The sequence below is a fragment of the Paraburkholderia eburnea genome (assembly GCF_002917095.1).
Classification (GTDB): domain Bacteria; phylum Pseudomonadota; class Gammaproteobacteria; order Burkholderiales; family Burkholderiaceae; genus Paraburkholderia; species Paraburkholderia eburnea.
On sequence record NZ_PQGA01000005.1, the window covers coordinates 166,940 to 184,277 of the forward strand.

Below are 17,338 nucleotides of genomic sequence, written 5' to 3' on the forward strand. Positions count from 1 at the left end.
GCATCGCCAAGGGCAAGGCGCCGATCGATATCGAATCGTCTGCCCTGAAAAGACAAAGGCTTCGCTATCTAGCGCGAAGCCTTGCTGCACTGATGAGGTGACCAGGAGGTGGAATCCGTGGCCGGTCGGAGGGGATCTGAGGTCCGCTGCTCCGCTCGCCAGAATGTGCCGCAAAGGTGCGCGGCTGTTTGCTGCAAGCGGAGCCCATCATACCTTGCTGGCGCCGCCCAGATCAAGCGATTTGACGCCTGCGCGGGCCATTTAAAGCCGTTGCAGGCGTCGTTTTCGGCCCTCCGGCGGGGTTACCCCTGGGACGCCGCCGCGCGCCGCCTGGCGCCCTCTGGTTTGCCCGCAACCTCGAGCGCCGCCGCCTCGATCTGCGGTGCGTCGGACGCCGTGCGCGCGAGCACCGGTTTGAGCGCCACGCCCGTATGGCTCGCCGCCACCTTCACGAGTCCTTCGGGGTCGGCCGCGCCGACGATCGTGCCGCCGCCCACACCGCCCTCGGGACCGAGATCGATGATCCAGTCGGCTTCGGCGATCACGTCGAGATCGTGCTCGATCACGACCACGCTATGGCCCCCGTCGGCCAAGCGATGCAGCACGCGAATGAGGCGCGCGACATCGGCCATATGCAGGCCGACGGTCGGCTCGTCGAGCACGTAGAGCGTATGCGGCGCTTTCTGCCCGCGCCGCGTGATGTCGTCGCGCACCTTCGACAGTTCGGTCACGAGCTTGATGCGCTGCGCCTCGCCGCCCGAGAGCGTCGGCGACGGCTGGCCGAGCGTGAGATAGCCGAGCCCCACATCCTTCATCAATTGCAGCGGATGCGAAATGCTCGTAATCGAGCCGAAGAACTCGACGGCCTCGTCGATTTCCATCGTCAGCACTTCGCCGATGTTCCGGCCGCGCCACGACACCGCCAGCGTTTCCGGATTGAAGCGCTGGCCATGACAGACATCGCAGGGCACTTTCACATCGGGCAGGAAGCTCATCCCGATCGTTCGGACTCCCTGGCCTTCGCAGGCGGGACAGCGCCCGTCGCCCGTGTTGAACGAGAAACGCGACGCGCTATAGCCGCGCGCCCGCGCTTCCAGCGTATCGGCGAACAAACGACGAATCGCATCCCACACGCCGATATAGGTGGCGGGACACGAACGCGGCGTCTTGCCGATCGGCGTCTGATCGACTTCGAGCACGCGGTCGATGCTTTCCCATCCGCTGATCGAATCGCAGCCCTGCCACACATGTGTAACGTCGAGCTTCGGCTTCGCGCTGGTGCGCGCGAGCACGCTCGAACGGCGTTCGGCGGCGCTCGGCGTGCTTTCTTTCGCGGACTTGCGCGCGCGCCGCACCGCCGGCGACGACAGCACCGACCGACCCACCGCGTCGAGCAGATTGGACAGCAGCACATCGCGCGCGAGCGTGGACTTGCCGGAACCGCTGACACCCGTAATCGCCACGAGGCGCCCGAGCGGAATCTGCGCGGTCACATCGCGCAGATTGTGCAGCTTGCCGCCATGCACGGTGAGCCATTGCGCGGGCACGGCCTCATGGCCCGCGCGCGCCGGCTTCACTTCGCGGCGCGGCTGCAGCGGATGCACGATCGGATGCGCGAGATAGCGGCCCGTGAGCGAATCGGGCTGCGCCGCGAGATCCGCGACCGTGCCTTGCGCGACCACGCGGCCGCCGCGCTTGCCCGCGCTCGGCCCGATATCGATGATGTGATCGGCGCGCCGAATCGTGTCTTCGTCGTGCTCGACCACAACGAGCGTATTGCCCTTGTCGCCGAGATTGCGCAGCGCATTGAGCAGAATCTGGTTGTCGCGCGGATGCAGCCCGATGGTCGGCTCATCGAGCACATAGCAGACGCCCTGCAGATTGCTGCCAAGCTGCGCGGCCAAACGAATGCGCTGCGCCTCGCCGCCCGAAAGACTCGGTGCGGCGCGATCGAGACTCAGATAACCCAGCCCGACTTCTTCGAGGAACTGCAGACGGCTGCGGATTTCGCTGATGACGTCGCGCGCGATCTGCGCGTCGCGGCCATTCAGTTCGAGCGATTCGATCCAGCGGCGCGTATCGGCCACGGTCCATTGCGCGACTTCGACGATCGCATGTTCGTCGAAGGTCACCGCACGCGCCTCGGGATTCAGGCGCGTACCGTGGCAATCCGGGCACGGTTCGTCCGCCATTCCTTCGGGCTCCTGCTCTTCCGAAGGCAGCGTCTGTTCGCGGCCCCGATCGTCGGCGGCCATCACCGTATCGTCATAGACGGCGCGCTGTTCGCGCGTGAGCGCGAGACCCGTACCCACGCAGGTCGTGCACCAGCCGTGCTTGCTGTTGTACGAGAACATGCGCGGATCGAGTTCGGGATAGCTCGTGCCGCACACGGGGCAGGCGCGCCGCGTCGAGAGCACCTTCACCGCGCCGATATGCGACGTCGATGCGCCATTGCCGAGCGCGTTGTCGAGACCGTCGAGCGGTGCGAGCAGATGCACGACGCCCTTGCCCGCCTCCAGCGTCTGTTCGAGCATCTGGCGCAATTGGGCCTCGTTTTCAGGCTCGATCACGAGATCGCCGACCGGCAGTTCGATGGTGTGTTCGCGGAAGCGGTCGAGCTTCGGCCACGGCGCGACGGGCACGAATTCGCCATCGACGCGCAGATGCGTATTGCCGCGCGCCTTCGCCCATTTGGCGAGATCGGTATAGACGCCCTTGCGGTTCACCACGAGCGGTGCGAGCAGGCCCACATGCTGACCTCGATGCTCGCGCAACAATTGCGCGACGATCGCATCGGCGCTCTGCGACGTGACCGGCGTGCCGTCGTGCACGCAATGCTGCATGCCGAGCTTCACGTACAGCAGCCGCAGGAAGTGCCACACCTCGGACGTGGTCGCCACCGTGCTCTTGCGCCCGCCACGCGACAGACGCTGCTCGATCGCGACCGTGGGCGGAATGCCATACACGGCATCGACCTCGGGGCGGCCCGCGGGCTGCACGATCGAGCGCGCGTAAGCGTTCAGCGACTCCAGATAGCGGCGCTGCCCCTCATGAAACAGGATATCGAACGCGAGCGTGGATTTGCCCGAGCCCGACACGCCCGTAATGACATTGAAACGGCCATGCGGAATATCGACGTCGAGCGCCTTGAGGTTATGCTCGCGCGCATTCACGATCCGCACGACGTCCTCGCCCTGAATCTCGCGGCGCGCCTGTGCGGCGCGCATGGCGGTCTGCAGCGCAACGCCCTCTTCTTCCGCCAGAACCGGTTCGACGCCGCGGCCAAGCGCTGCTTCATAGCGCTCCAGCGCCGCGCCGGTGTGCGAGCGCGGACAGGCGATCGCGTCGTCGGGCGTGCCCACGCAGACGACTTCGCCGCCCGCATCGCCGCCTTCGGGGCCGAGGTCGATCAGCCAGTCCGCCGCGCGGATCACGTCGAGATTGTGCTCGATGACGAGCAGCGAATGACCGCCCGCCAGCAGCTTGCCGAACGCGCGCATCAGCTTCGCAATGTCGTCGAAATGCAGGCCCGTGGTGGGCTCGTCGAACATGAAGAGACGCCCGCCTGCCGCCTTGTCCTTGCCGCGCGCCTGCGCCGTCTCCGCGAGATAGCCCGCGAGTTTCAGGCGCTGCGCCTCGCCGCCCGAGAGCGTCGGCACGGGTTGGCCGAGCTTCACGTATTCGAGGCCCACATCGACGATCGGCTGGATCACGCGCAATACTTCGGCATCCTCAGCGAAGCATTGCGCCGCTTCGCTCACGGTCAGGTCCAGCACGTCAGCGACCGACAACGTGCGACCACCGCGCTCGATCTTCACTTCGAGCACTTCCGGGCGATAGCGGCTGCCGTCACAGTCCGGGCAACGCAGATAGACGTCGCTCAGGAACTGCATTTCGATGTGCTCGAAGCCCGAACCGCCGCAGGTCGGGCAACGGCCCTCGCCGGAGTTGAAGCTGAACATACCCGCGGAGTAGCCGCGCTGCTTTGCGAGCGGCGCCTTGGCGAACAGCTTGCGGATTTCATCGAACGCGCCAACATAGCTGGCCGGGTTCGAACGCGCAGTCTTGCCAATGGGCGACTGATCGACGAACACGGCGTCCGTGATCTGCTCCGCGCCCGTCAGCGCGCGATAGATGCCCGGCGACTCCGTCGCCTTGCCAAGATGGCGCGCCAGCGCCGGATAAAGCACGTCCTGCACGAGCGTCGATTTACCCGAGCCCGACACGCCCGTCACGCAGACGAGACGCTGCAGAGGAATCTGCACGGTCACGTCACGCAGATTGTGTTCGCTCGCGCCTTCGAGCAAAAGGCTGGGCGTCTTCGCATCGACAGGACGGCGCTCCCAGTGCGAGGCGTCGGCCACCGCGCGATGCCCGCCCAGGTATTCGCCGGTGAGCGTGCCCGACGAACGAATATCGTTGGGCGTGCCGTCATAGACGATCGTGCCGCCGCGCTCGCCCGGCCCTGGTCCCATGTCGATCAGGCGATCGGCGGCCAGCATCACGGAGGGATCGTGCTCGACGACCACCAGCGTATTGCCCGCGTCGCGCAGGCGATGCATGGCTTCGACGATGCGGTTCAGGTCGCGCGGATGCAGCCCGATGCTCGGCTCGTCGAGCACGAACAGCGTCTTGGTCAGCGAGGTGCCGAGCGCCGTGGTCAGGTTGATCCGCTGCACTTCGCCGCCCGAGAGCGTGCGGCTCTGGCGGTCGAGCGTGAGATAGCCCAGCCCCACATCGCACAGGTACTTGAGGCGCGTGCGCACCTCGGCGAGCAACAGCTTGAGCGCATCGTCAAGGAGTGCCGAAGATAGCGAAATATTGTCGAAGAAGCGGCGGATGCGCTCGATCGGCAGCATCATCACGTCGTGCAGCGTCAAACCGGGCAGCGCCTCCAGTTGCGCGCGCGACCAGTCCACGCCATGCGGCAGGAAGCGTGCAGCGGGCGCGAGCACGTCGTCCGCGTTTTCCTGCGTGCCTAGACGCCACTGCAAGGCTTCCGTCTTGAGACGCGCGCCGCCGCAGGTTTCGCATGGCGTATAGCTGCGGTATTTCGACAGCAGCACGCGAATGTGCATCTTGTACGCTTTGGACTCCAGATACTGGAAAAAGCGCTTCACGCCGTACCACTGCGATTGCCAGTTGCCTTTCCAGTCCGGCACGCCATTGATTACCCAGTCGCGTTGCTCCTGCGTGAGTTCCGACCATGCGGTATCGCGCGGAATGCCCGCCTTGGCGGCATAACGCATCAGGTCGTCCTGACACTCCTTCCACGCAGGCGTTTGCAGCGGCTTGATCGCCCCGCCGCGCAACGACTTGCGCGCATCGGGAATCACCAGCCCCCAATCCACGCCGATCACCCGGCCGAAACCGCGGCACACCTCGCAGGCACCATAAGCCGAATTGAACGAAAACAGCGCCGGTTGCGGGTCCGCATAGCGCAGATCGCTATCCGGGCAATGCAGGCCCGTGGAGAAACGCCAGATCTGCGGCTCGGATTTCGTATCGGAAACTTCGCTCGCGGCGTCGGTTTCCGATACGACATAAATGTTCACACGCCCCGCGCCACGTTTGAGGGACGCCTCGATCGCCTCGACCACGCGGCTTTTTTCGGCATTCTGCAACCGGAAACGATCGGCCACCACGTCGAGGACCTTGCGCGTGCCGTCGGCGGTTTTCACTTCGCGTTGCGCCTGCACGCGCGTGTAACCGCTCGCGGACAGCCATTGCTGGACTTCTTCTTCGGTCGTCGTGTCCGGCAGTTCGACCGGGAACGTCACCACCAGACGCGGGTCGCCCACCGCCGTGCGCGCGCGCAGTTCGGCGTAGATCGTCTCCGGCGTGTCGTGCCGCACCGGCTGCGCCGTGACGCGATCGAACAGATTCGCGGCGCGCGCGTACAGCAGCTTCAAATGGTCGTTCAGTTCGGTCATCGTGCCGACCGTCGAGCGCGAGCTGCGCACGGGATTGGTCTGGTCGATGGCGATGGCAGGCGGGACACCGTCGACGCGATCGACCTGCGGCCGGTCCATGCGGTCGAGAAACTGGCGTGCATACGCACTGAAGGTTTCGACGTAACGGCGCTGCCCTTCCGCGTAAAGGGTGTCGAACACGAGACTGGACTTGCCCGAGCCGGACGGCCCGGTCACCACCGTCATTTCGCCGGTGTGCAGGTCGAGATCGAGGTTCTTGAGGTTGTGCTGGCGGGCACCGCGGATTCTGATGGATCGATTATCGCTCACTTGCGCTGGCATTCCGGATGGATCACAGGCGTGGGAACCGGGCAGTGGCCCGGCCGCTTTCGGCCCGATCGGGCGGGCAGAGTATTTGAGATTTTACTGTATATTTATACAGCATGTTGGGCGCGTGCTTAAAGGCTGCAGGAATGGCTTCCGGGCCCGCAAGTCAGCGGGATCACCCAAGCCATCCGGCCAGTTGCATCACGAAGCGGTATGCGCCCCACCCACTCCGGCGTCCGCCCACTCGCGCCACATCGTCTCGTACGCACTTTCCATACCGCGCGCAAAACGCGCTCCGTCCATGAGCGGCGACGCTTGCATTCGCGCGCGCAAGCTCGCACGCAGATGGGCGAGACGGGGCAGATAAGTGGCAAGCGAAACCACGGTCTGCACGAAATCCTCGTCGGAGAACGCGGCGAGCGAATCGAGTCCCAGATTCGCCAGTTGGGACAGGCCAGCGCGGCCGGCGCAGGTCGCCCCGACGCGCGTCACCACCGGCACCCCCATCCAGAGCGCGTCGAGCGTCGTGGTATGGCCGTTGTACGGCAGCGTGTCGATGGCGAGGTCGATCTCGTGGTAGGTACGCAAATAGGCTTCGCGCGGCTGGAACGGCACGAAACGCACGCGCGCCGGGTCGATGCCGTGACGCGCCAGGCGGGCAGCCAGGCGCTGCTGGGCTTCACCCGGTGCGGCCATCAATATCAGGCGCGCATCGGGCAAAGCGGCGAACACGCGCGACCACAATTCGAGCGTCGACTCCGTCAATTTGCAGGGATTGTTCAGGCTGCCAAGTGTAACGTGACCCGCCTGCTTTGCGGGCAACGCGTTGACGGCCGGCTCGCGTGCGAGCGGGTCGTAGCACCAGAACGTGTCGGGCAGACGGATCGTGCGTTCGGTGTAGTGCGCCTCGAACGAAGGCGGATCGAGATGCGGATCGGTGAACCGGTAACCGATCGCGTCGATGCCCGTCGTGCCGGGATAGGCCAGCCATGCAACCTGAACCGGCGCTGGCCGCCGCGCGAACAGCAATGGCCGGCCGTCGGCCATATGCATCGTGAGGTCGACAAGGATGTCGATGCCATCCGCGTGAATTTTCTCCGCAAGCGCGGCGTCGTTGAGCTGGCGCACGTCGTGCCATGCGTCCACATGAGTCGCAAGACGCGCGGTAACTTCATCGGGCCGCACGACGCTCGAATACGCGTGGATCTCGAAGCGGCTTCTATCGTGATGCGAAAGCAGCGGCGTCATGAACAATGCCTGGCAATGCTCACGAAAATCCGCCGAGACATAACCAATTCTCAACCGGCGTCCTTGCATATCTTTCGGTGTGTGCGAAAAACGCACCGTGCGCAACGGCGCTTCGTGTTGCGCCGACCAGCGCCGTGCCTGCGCGAGAATGGCTTCGGGCGAGGCAGACTGGAACGAGAGCGCGTAGAGCAGATTGCTGTGCGCGGTGAGATTGTCCGGATCGCTCTTTACGGCGCGCTCGAAACACGCGACGCCGTCGTCAAGCTCGCCGCGATCCTTCAATACATTGCCGAGATTGTTGAGTGTGGGCGAATGCTCCGGCGCGAGTTCAAGCGCCTTGCGCAGCAGCTCGCACGCCCTGTCGTGATGGCCCAGCGCACGCTGCAGATTGGCCGCGTTGTTCCACGCATCGACGAAATCGGGCCGCGCGCGAATGGCTGTTTCGAATGCATCCATCGCGGCCTTGTGCTCGGCCAGTTCGCGACACACGTTGCCGAGATTGTTGGCCGCCTCGGCATGGGCAGCGTCGATCGTCAATGCGTGCCGATACTGCGCCTGCGCCTCGCGCCGTCGGCCCAACGCGTGTAGCGCGTTGCCGTAGTTGTAGGCCGCGTGCGCGAAATCCGGCGCGATCTTCAGCGCGCGTTCGAGCACGTTGGCGGCCTCTTGCGGATCGCCTTCATCGAGCAGCAGCGCGCCGAGATTCACGAGCGCCGCGGTCGAATCAGGCGAGCCCGCCACGGCTTCGCGCAGCATCGCCAGCGCTTGCGCATGCTGCCCCTGTGAGCGCAGCAGCGTACCCAGATTCACGAGCGCTTCGACATTACCTGGCTGCGCCGCGAGCGCGCGCTCATAGGCATTTTGCGCGTGCTCCGCTTCGCCGAGCAAACGACGGCAATTGCCGAGATTGTTGAACGCATCGGCGCGCTGCGGATCGCGTTGCGTGAGCGCTTCCCATGCCTGCGCGGCATCGTGGTGTGCGCCCTGCGCCTGCAACGCGCTGGCGAGTCCAAACCAGTGATCGGGGTCGCTCGCGTCTGCCTCCAGCAAAGTGCGATAAACCGAGGCCGCATCCGCATGTCGATGCGCAAACGCATATGCCTGCCCCAATGCCTCGCGATAGCGCCGATTATCCGGTTCGATTTCGAGGGCTCTCGTAAGCCCAACGATTGCATCCTGAAAGCGGCCCTGCTGGAGCGCGATCACGGCGAGGCGAAAATGCGCGGGTCCGTGCAAAGGGTCAAGTTCGACGATACGGCTATAAATCTCGTGAGCGGCAGAAAAATCGCCGGCGATATGCCGTTCGTGTGCCTGCTGGAAAAGTTCTTCGATCTGCATCCGGACGCACGGGTCGATGAGAAAACGACCATTGTAATCGTCCAATGTGTCCGGCATCGAACGCCTGACAACCCTTCAATCAGAAAGCCAACATTTTCTTCGTAGTGCAATCTAATAACTCATTCAAAAGGCACTCGTTAGGTAACTTGATTATGGCTTTGCGTCGATATGACACGCGCAGAGTCAACGCATTGCCTCACACAATTTGGCACACTGAAAGAGTAACGAAAGCATGATTGCGCAGGTGCAACGCCCGCCTCATGGAAGCACCTGTACCCCGCCCTCGCAAACAGGAGCCCGATGATGAGCAAGACAATGCAGGCAGCCGTGGTCCGTACATTTGGCAAGCCGTTGGTAATCGAAGAAGTGGCAATTCCGGAGCCGGGCCCCGGCGAACTCGTCGTGAAGATCGAAGCCTGCGGCGTGTGTCATACCGACTTGCACGCCGCGCACGGCGACTGGCCCGTCAAGCCACAACCGCCCTTCATTCCGGGCCACGAAGGCGTCGGATTCGTAGTGGGTGTGGGCAGCGGCGTCAAGCATGTGAAGGAAGGCGACCGCGTGGGCATTCCCTGGCTCTACTCCGCGTGCGGTCATTGCGAGCATTGTCTTGGCGGTTGGGAAACGCTTTGCGAGCAGCAGAAGAACACCGGCTATTCGGTCAACGGCGGCTTCGCGCAATACGCGAAAGCCGATGCGAATTACGTGGGCCTGCTGCCGAAGGGCGTGAGCTTCATCGACATCGCTCCGGTGCTTTGTGCGGGTGTCACGGTCTATAAAGGCCTGAAAGTGACCGATACGCGCCCGGGTAACTGGGTCGTCATTTCCGGCGTGGGAGGACTTGGGCACATGGCGGTGCAATACGCGCGCGCAATGGGCCTCAACGTCGCCGCCGTCGATGTTGACGATACGAAACTTGAGCTTGCGAAACGGCTTGGCGCCACGGTAACGGTCAATGCGAAAACCACCGACCCGGCGGCTTATCTGAAGAAGGAAATTGGCGGCGCGCATGGCGTGCTCGTCACAGCCGTTTCGCCCATCGCATTTTCGCAGGCATTAGGCATGGTGCGGCGTGGCGGCACGGTCTCGCTCAACGGTCTGCCGCCCGGCGATTTTCCGCTGCCGATTTTCGACATGGTGTTGAGCGGTGTGACGGTGCGCGGCTCGATCGTCGGCACGCGGCTCGATCTGGAAGAATCGCTGATGTTCGCGCAGGAAGGCAAGGTCAAGGCAACCGTCAGCACCAACCGGCTCGAAAACATCAACGACGTTTTCGCACGCATGGAACGCGGCGCGATCGAAGGCCGCGTGGTGCTCGACTTCGCGAACTGAAGCCCTTATTCCGCGCGGCAAAAACAAAAGCGCCGGGGAAATACGTCTCCCCGGCGCTTCTCAATCGACTGCGCTTAGCGCGTCAATCTCATGCCGCGATATCCACGCCCAACAGAGCCTTGACGTCGACCGGCTCGGCCAGCCAGTCGCCGATCTTGCCGCGAAACGCGACGTAGTGCGCGCTGTCGCGGTGCGCTTGCACCGCTGCTTCATCCACATAGGTTTCGTAAATGTGAAAGCCTGGCGAACCATCCGCGCGACGCAGCAGGTCGTAACGGCGGTTGCCCGCTTCCTTGCGCGTTTCCGCCACCATGTGACGCAGTTCCGCTTCGAGGTCGGCGGCATGCTCGGCCTTCGGCGTGAGGCTTGCAAAGAGATAAATGCTCATCAAGATATCCTTATCGTCAATGAAATTTCCAATCGGCAATTTCTGCCACTACGCGGCTTAACCCTTGTAGCGTTCGAGCCAGTGAGCATACGGCGCCGGCAGCGTCCATGCGGCGCGATCCACCTTCAGTTCCTGCGCAGCGAAGTACGGCCAATGCGGATTCGCAAGATGCGCGCGGCCGACCATCACCAGATCGAGCTGCTCCGAAGCGACCGAGCGCTCCGCCAGTTCCGGCGTGCCGATACCCCATGCCGACGACACCGGCAGACCGGCGGCGCGACGCACTTTCTGCGCGATCGGCGCGAGGAAGGCCGGCGCCCACGGAATCTGCGCGGTCGGCGTCGAGAAGCCGACGCTCACGCTCAGCATATCCAGACCTTCGCGCTTGAAGTTCTTCGCGAGTTCGATCGATTCGGCAAGCGTCTGCTCGTCGCGGCCATCGTATTCGATCACGCCAAAACGTGCCGTCAGCGGCAGATGTTCCGGCCAGACCTTGCGCACGGCGGCGAGCGTTTCCAGAAGGAAACGGCTGCGGTTTTCAAGGCTGCCGCCGTAAGCATCGGTGCGCTGGTTCGAGTGCTCCGAGAAGAAGCTTTGAGCCAGGTAACCATGCGCGAAGTGCAGTTCGAGCCACTCGAAACCGGCGTCCAGCGCGCGCTTCGCCGCAGCGACGAAGTCTTCGCGCACGCGCGCGATGTCGTCGAGCGTCATCGCTTGCGGCACCTTCGGCAGATGCGCGCCGAACGGGATCGCGGACGGCGCGATGGTCTGCCAGCCGCGTGCGTCGCCTTCCGCGAGATGGTCGTCGCCCTCCCACGGACGGTTTGCGCTTGCCTTGCGGCCTGCGTGTGCGATCTGGATGCCGGGCACCGCGCCCGCGGCCTTGATGGCGGCGACGCTCGGCGCGAAGGCCTTGGCCTGCTCGTCATTCCAGATACCCGTGCAGCCCGGCGTGATGCGGCCTTCCGGCGACACCGCCGTCGCTTCGACAATCACCAGGCCCGCGCCGCCGCGCGCGATCTGCGCGTAGTGGACGTGGTGCCAGTCGTTGATTACGCCATCGACAGCCATATACTGGCACATCGGCGGAACCGCGATGCGGTTGCGCAGGGATACATCTTTGAGCTTGAACGGTTCGAACAATGCGGACATCTACGGCACTCCTTGATCGGCGCGAGCCGGCATTCAGCCTGTGGCTCGCACGCTTGAAAAAATCGGCTGACACGGGCCGCAATCAGCGCGCCCCGTGCTGAATTGAAGAAATCAGGATTTCCTTTGCGCACGCGTCGTCACGGCGAGCGACAAAAAACGCTCCACGGCCGCGTATCGTGCGGCACCCAGAGTTGCGTAAAGGAAAGTGAGATAAAGCGCGCTTACTTCTTGCCCAGCAAAGCGAGCAGCGCCTCGGCGACCGGCTCGGACGATGCGGGATTCTGCCCGGTGATGAGCAGACCATCGATTGCGACGTGCGGCGCCCAATCGGCGGCCTTCGAGTAGTTGCCGCCGTTCGCCTTGAGCATGTCCTCGACGAGGAACGGCACCACGTCGGTCAGTTGCACCGCGTCTTCTTCGCTGTTCGCGAAACCGGTCACATTCTTGCCGGCCACGATCGAACGGCCATCCGCGCCCTTCACGTGACGCAGCACGCCCGGCGCATGGCACACCGCCGCGACCGGCTTGCCTGCCGCGAGGGTCTTTTCGATCAGCGCGATCGACTGCGGATCTTCAGCGAGATCCCAAAGCGGGCCGTGACCGCCGGGATAGAACACCGCGTCGAAGTCGTTTGCGTCGACATCGGCGAGACGTTTCGTATTGGAAAGTTCTGCGCGGGCGGCGGGGTCCGCATCGAAGCGGCGTGTGGCATCGGTCTGCGCCGACGGATCGCTGCTTTTCGGGTCGAGCGGCGGCTGGCCGCCCTTGGGCGACGCCAGCGTGATCTGCGCGCCTGCGTCGCGCAGTGCGAAGTAAGGGGCGGCAAATTCCTCGAGCCAGAACCCCGTCTTCTTGCCCGTGTTGCCGAGCTGGTCGTGCGAAGTCAAAACGATCAGTACGTTCATCGATATTTCCTCTTGTCGATGATGCCGGGACGCTCGCGCATCCATTGAAACCGGCCTCAATTAGACCGGTCGTCTAGTTACTTGCCGCATGGCACGACTCTTCATGACGACGCCCGCTCACGGGCGTCCGAACGATGATGTCATGCCGATGTGGCGCGATATGGCGCGATGTGGCGTATTGGTTACGCCCTGGCGCCGCCGTCGCGGCTCAAATGCGACTCAGGCGGCGCGCGGCAGATTCAAAAGCTGCCGCGTGGTCGTCATCGCGGCATCGAGCGGGCTGCGGTCGCGGCGGATTTTCTCCATCAGCGTCGCGCCCAGCCACAGTTCGTAGAGCGTTGCAGCGGTCGACGACGCATCGCTCACGCCCGTCAGCGACCCGTCGTTGCAGGCTTCATCGATACAGACCGCGATGCGCCGGATGATCTCTTCGGTACCACGGCGCAGCACTGCGCGCATCGGCTCGGACAGGTCGCTCACTTCGGCGCCCAGCTTCACCGCGAGGCACTTGCCGTCGGGGCCATCCGCGCACTGCATCGTGCGCCACTCCTCGAAATAGCCCATCAGGCGCTCGACCGGCGAGCCACCCCGCTGCACGAGCTGCTCTTCGAGACGTTCCGCATATTCGGTGAAATACAACGTCAGCAATGCTTCGCCAAACGCCTCTTTCGAACCGAAATAGTGATAGAACGACCCTTTGGGGACGCCCGCGGTCGCGAGGATCTCGTTGAGACCGACGGCCGAAAAGCCCTTGCCCAGAATGATGGGCATGGCGGTATCGAGGATGTGTTGCCGTACTTCGACGGCTGGCGCTGCGTTCATGGGTTGCCATGTTACAGGTGGATTAGACCAGTCGTCTAGTAATCTCCCGACTCATGAAGTGGCTTTATGAACCAGCCCGGCGTCCGCGTTTGCGCACCAGAAAACGCACGACGGCTGGAAATTTCGCATCGGAAACTCACCATCAGGAGAGCCATCCATGTCGTTACGTACCCTGCTTTGTTACGGCGATTCAAACACCCACGGCACCAGGCCGCTCAATCTCCCGGGCGTGCTCGAACGCTTCGCCCCCGCCGAGCGCTGGCCGGGCGTGCTGGCCACGGCGCTCGGTGACGGCTGGCAGGTCATCGAGGAAGGCCTGCCGGCGCGCACCACGGTTCACGACGATCCGATCGAGGGACACCACAAGAACGGCCTCGCGTATTTGCGCCCGTGCCTCGAGAGCCAGTTGCCGGTCGACGTCGTTGTGCTCATGCTCGGCACCAACGATCTCAAGGCGCGCTTCTCCGTCACGCCCGCCGATATCGCCAACTCCGTGGGCGTGCTGCTGGAAACGCTGGTCGCCTGCCGCGCGGGTCCCGGTGGCGCGACGCCTCATGTGCTGCTGATGTCGCCCGTGCCCATCGAGGAGATCGGCTTTCTCGGCGAAATCTTCACGGGCGGCGCGGCGAAATCGCGCCTGCTCGCCCCGCTGTATGAGCGCGTGGCCGTGAAGTTCGGCTCGGCGTTTCTCGATGCGGGCGAGTTTGCCAAAGTCAGCCCAGTCGACGGCATTCACTATGAAGCCGATCAGCATCACAAGCTCGGCAAGGCCGTGGCGGAGACCGTGCGACATCGCTTCGGCGCCTGAGTCACCCTGAAAGCGCACGCTTTTCCGAAACGAAACAACCGCCGCCAAAAAGAAAAACGCCGCCGGGCGCAAACCCAGGCGGCGTTTTTGGCTTATCCCGCGACAACTGCGGGACCAGCGCGATGCGCAGATTAACGCGACATCATGTTCATGCTGACGTTGTGCATGACCCACAGCGTACCGACCACGACGATCAACACCGTCATGACCGTAAAGCCGAACGCGGTCACGTTCCAGCGCTGGCCCGACGACGTGTTCATATGCAGGAAGAACACGAGGTGGACCACGATCTGCACGACTGCCAGTGCAGCCAGGCCGAGCAACGCGGTTTCACGCGGGAAGCCGCCATTCAGGACCACCCAGAACGATGCTGCCGTGAGCACCACCGCCAGGATGAAACCGGCCAGATAGCCGCCGAAGCTGCCGTGGCTTTCTTCTTCGTGGATAGGATGAGCACTCATTTAAATCACGCTCGCAAGGTAGACAAAGGAGAACACGCAGATCCAGACGATGTCCAGAAAGTGCCAGAAAAGGCTGAGGCACGACAGGCGGCGAACTTCGCGATCGCCCAGTTCCGGCGCCTTCAGCGTCTGCACCATCAGGACGACCATCCAGATCATGCCGAACGTCACGTGGATACCGTGGGTGGCAACCAGCGTGAAGAACGACGACAGGAACGCGCTGCGTTGCGGACCGTTGCCTTCGGCGATCATGTGCGCGAATTCATGCAGTTCGAAATACAGGAACGTTGCGCCCAGCAGGAAGGTGATCGCCAGCCAGACCAGCACTTGACCCTTGCGCTGCTTGTGCGCGCCGATCATCGCGAAGCCGTACGTGATGGACGACAGCAGCAGCACTGCCGTTTCCATCGCGACGCCCTGAATGTCGAACAGGTCCTTGCCGCTCGGGCCGCCCGCGAACTGGTTCTGCATCACGGCGAACACTGCGAACAGCGTGCCGAACAGAATACAGTCGGTCATCAGGTACAGCCAGAAACCGAACACCGAGTGTGACGGCGGGTGATCGTGGTGATCGTGCTCCGCGAGTGCGGCCGCACCAGTTTTCGTCAACATCAGTTGGCCTCCAGTGCTTCTTCAACCTTGCCGCCGCGTTGCTTGGCAGCAAACGCCTTGGCCAGTGCGCGACTACGCGCTTCTTCGTCCGCCCGGACCTTGGCGGCCGGGATGTAATAGCCTTCGTTCTTCTGGAAGCTGTAAGCGATTGCCGTACCGACGATGCCGATAAAGCCAACGATCATGAGCCACCAGATGTGCCAGATGCCAGCAAAGCCGAGCACCAGGCTGAAGAAACCGATGAACAGACCTGCGCTCGTGTTCGAGGGCATGTGAATGTCGGTGTAATGCGTGTTCGCGACGTCCACGGTCTCGCGGCCGGTGTCCTTCAGATGCTGGAACTCATCGAGTTCCGACACGTGCGGGATGATCGCGAAGTTGTACGACGGCGGCGGCGACGAGATCGACCATTCCAGCGTACGGCCACCCCACGGATCGCCCGTCACGTCACGGTTTTCCGGCAGGTTGCGGTCGCGGATCGACACGTACAGCTGCATCAGCTGGTGAGCGATACCGATTGCCACGAGCACGGCGCCAACCCACGCGATGATCATCCACGGATGCCATGCCGGATTGTCGTAGTGGTTCAGACGGCGGGTTGCGCCCATGAAGCCCAGCACGTACAGCGGCGTGAAGGCAACGTAGAAGCCAACGAGCCAGAACCAGAACGCACGCTTGCCCAGCTTTTCGTCGAGCTTGAAGCCGAACGCCTTCGGGAACCAGTAGTTGAAGCCGGCCAGGTAGCCGAACAGCACGCCGCCGATGATCACGTTGTGGAAGTGAGCAATCAGGAACAGCGAGTTGTGCAGCACGAAGTCCGCGCCCGGGATCGCCATCATCACGCCGGTCATGCCGCCGATGGTGAAGGTGACCATGAAGCCGAGCGTCCACAGCACCGACGAGTTGAACTCGAGGCGACCGCGGTAGATCGTGAACAGCCAGTTGAAGATCTTCACGCCCGTCGGGATCGAGATGATCATCGTGGCGATACCGAAGAACGCGTTGACGTCAGCGCCCGAACCCATCGTGAAGAAGTGGTGCAGCCACACGACGAACGCCAGCACCATGATCGCGCAGGTTGCGTACACCATGGCCTTGTAGCCGAACAGCGGCTTCTTCGCGTAGGTCGCGACGACTTCCGAGAACACACCGAACGCCGGCAGGATCAGGATGTACACCTCGGGGTGACCCCAGGCCCAGATCAGGTTCAGGTACAGCATGGCGTTGCCGCCGCCGTCATTCGTGAAGAAGTGCGTGCCGATATAGCGGTCGAGGCCCAGCAGCGCGAGCGTGACGGTCAGGATCGGGAACGCAGCCATGATCAGCACGTTCGTGCACAGCGCCGTCCACGTGAACACCGGCAGCTTCATCATCGTCATGCCGGGAGCGCGCATCTTGATGATGGTGACGAAGAAGTTCACGCCGGTCAGCAGCGTACCGACACCCGAAATCTGCAGCGCCCACAGGTAGTAGTCGACACCGACCCCTGGACTATACGCAAGCTCCGAAAGCGGCGGGTAAGCCAGCCAGCCCGTCATCGCGAACTCACCCACGACGAGCGAGATCATCAGCAGGATTGCGCCGACGGCCGTCATCCAGAACGACAGCGAGTTCAGGAACGGGAACGCAACGTCGCGTGCACCGATCTGCAGCGGCACCACGATATTCATCAGGCCAACCATGAAAGCCATGGCCATGAAGAAAATCATGATCACACCGTGAGCCGTGAAGATCTGGTCGTAATGGTGCGGCGGGAGGTAGCCCGGCGCGTTGTACGCGAGCGCGAGCTGGGTACGCATCATGATGGCGTCGGCGAAGCCGCGCAGCAGCATGATGAGGGCGAGCACGATGTACATCACGCCCAGACGCTTGTGGTCGACGCTCGTCAGCCACTCCGTCCACAGATATTTCCACTTACCGAGGTAAGTGATGCCACCGAGCACGAATGCGCCGATGAGCGCCATACCGATCATCGTGCCGAGAATAATCGGCTCGTGATACGGAACGGCATCCAGTGTAAGTTTTCCGAACAT

General features: G+C 63.2%; 11 protein-coding genes. 2 read left to right on the forward strand and 9 right to left on the reverse strand.

The window, feature by feature from the left end:
- Window positions 1-302: 302 nt before the first annotated feature.
- Entirely contained in the window at window positions 303-6,242 is a 5,940-nt protein-coding gene (uvrA, locus tag B0G62_RS12855; protein ID WP_103704567.1) for an excinuclease ABC subunit UvrA, read from the reverse strand.
- A 198-nt stretch (window positions 6,243-6,440) separates the two neighbouring features.
- Window positions 6,441-8,825, reverse strand: a complete 2,385-nt coding sequence (locus B0G62_RS12860; protein ID WP_103704718.1) for a tetratricopeptide repeat protein — start codon at window positions 8,823-8,825, stop codon at window positions 6,441-6,443.
- Window positions 8,826-9,128: 303 nt separating this feature from the next.
- On the opposite strand from B0G62_RS12860, the gene adhP reads away from it, so the two are divergent.
- Complete coding sequence (adhP, locus tag B0G62_RS12865; RefSeq protein ID WP_103704719.1) at window positions 9,129-10,157, forward strand: alcohol dehydrogenase AdhP; 1,029 nt, start codon at window positions 9,129-9,131, stop codon at window positions 10,155-10,157.
- 88 nt (window positions 10,158-10,245) lie between these two features.
- On the opposite strand, the gene B0G62_RS12870 is transcribed toward adhP, so the two are convergent.
- The 4 genes from B0G62_RS12870 to B0G62_RS12885 form a co-directional block, all read right to left on the reverse strand.
- Window positions 10,246-10,545: a putative quinol monooxygenase gene (locus B0G62_RS12870; RefSeq protein ID WP_103704568.1), complete on the reverse strand. Its 300-nt coding sequence runs from the start codon at window positions 10,543-10,545 to the stop codon at window positions 10,246-10,248.
- 57 nt (window positions 10,546-10,602) lie between these two features.
- Window positions 10,603-11,697 carry an NADH:flavin oxidoreductase/NADH oxidase gene (locus B0G62_RS12875; protein ID WP_103704569.1) on the reverse strand — a complete coding sequence of 365 codons (1,095 nt, stop codon included), beginning with the start codon at window positions 11,695-11,697 and terminating at the stop codon, window positions 10,603-10,605.
- Between the two features lie 221 nt (window positions 11,698-11,918).
- Window positions 11,919-12,602 (reverse strand): type 1 glutamine amidotransferase domain-containing protein, encoded by a 684-nt coding sequence (locus B0G62_RS12880; protein ID WP_103704570.1) that lies wholly within the window; start codon window positions 12,600-12,602, stop codon window positions 11,919-11,921.
- Window positions 12,603-12,821: 219 nt separating this feature from the next.
- Window positions 12,822-13,424, reverse strand: a complete 603-nt coding sequence (locus tag B0G62_RS12885) for a TetR/AcrR family transcriptional regulator (protein WP_103704571.1) — start codon at window positions 13,422-13,424, stop codon at window positions 12,822-12,824.
- Window positions 13,425-13,581: 157 nt separating this feature from the next.
- On the opposite strand from B0G62_RS12885, the gene B0G62_RS12890 reads away from it, so the two are divergent.
- Window positions 13,582-14,232, forward strand: a complete 651-nt coding sequence (locus B0G62_RS12890; protein ID WP_103704572.1) for an SGNH/GDSL hydrolase family protein — start codon at window positions 13,582-13,584, stop codon at window positions 14,230-14,232.
- Window positions 14,233-14,363: 131 nt separating this feature from the next.
- On the opposite strand, the gene cyoD is transcribed toward B0G62_RS12890, so the two are convergent.
- Genes cyoD through cyoB form a run of 3 tightly spaced genes read right to left on the reverse strand, consistent with a single transcriptional unit; the run spans window position 14,364 to window position 17,338 of the window.
- Window positions 14,364-14,693, reverse strand: coding sequence for a cytochrome o ubiquinol oxidase subunit IV (gene cyoD / locus B0G62_RS12895; protein ID WP_103704573.1), 330 nt, complete (start codon window positions 14,691-14,693; stop codon window positions 14,364-14,366).
- Complete coding sequence (cyoC, locus tag B0G62_RS12900; protein ID WP_103704574.1) at window positions 14,694-15,305, reverse strand: cytochrome o ubiquinol oxidase subunit III; 612 nt, start codon at window positions 15,303-15,305, stop codon at window positions 14,694-14,696.
- Window positions 15,305-17,338: a cytochrome o ubiquinol oxidase subunit I gene (cyoB, locus tag B0G62_RS12905; protein ID WP_103704575.1), complete on the reverse strand. Its 2,034-nt coding sequence runs from the start codon at window positions 17,336-17,338 to the stop codon at window positions 15,305-15,307. The genes cyoC and cyoB overlap by 1 nt, the downstream gene beginning before the upstream one ends.

What these genes read in the sequence shown, in the direction of transcription:
- B0G62_RS12860 (WP_103704718.1), bottom strand. Translation starts at nt 8,825, where the DNA reads ATGCAGATCGAAGAACTTTTCCAGCAGGCACACGAACGGCATATCGCC.
- adhP (WP_103704719.1), top strand. Translation starts at nt 9,129, where the DNA reads ATGAGCAAGACAATGCAGGCAGCCGTGGTCCGTACATTTGGCAAGCCG.
- B0G62_RS12870 (WP_103704568.1), bottom strand. Translation starts at nt 10,545, where the DNA reads ATGAGCATTTATCTCTTTGCAAGCCTCACGCCGAAGGCCGAGCATGCC.
- B0G62_RS12875 (WP_103704569.1), bottom strand. Translation starts at nt 11,697, where the DNA reads ATGTCCGCATTGTTCGAACCGTTCAAGCTCAAAGATGTATCCCTGCGC.
- B0G62_RS12880 (WP_103704570.1), bottom strand. Translation starts at nt 12,602, where the DNA reads ATGAACGTACTGATCGTTTTGACTTCGCACGACCAGCTCGGCAACACG.
- B0G62_RS12885 (WP_103704571.1), bottom strand. Translation starts at nt 13,424, where the DNA reads ATGAACGCAGCGCCAGCCGTCGAAGTACGGCAACACATCCTCGATACC.
- B0G62_RS12890 (WP_103704572.1), top strand. Translation starts at nt 13,582, where the DNA reads ATGTCGTTACGTACCCTGCTTTGTTACGGCGATTCAAACACCCACGGC.
- cyoD (WP_103704573.1), bottom strand. Translation starts at nt 14,693, where the DNA reads ATGAGTGCTCATCCTATCCACGAAGAAGAAAGCCACGGCAGCTTCGGC.
- cyoC (WP_103704574.1), bottom strand. Translation starts at nt 15,305, where the DNA reads ATGTTGACGAAAACTGGTGCGGCCGCACTCGCGGAGCACGATCACCAC.
- cyoB (WP_103704575.1), bottom strand. Translation starts at nt 17,338, where the DNA reads ATGTTCGGAAAACTTACACTGGATGCCGTTCCGTATCACGAGCCGATT.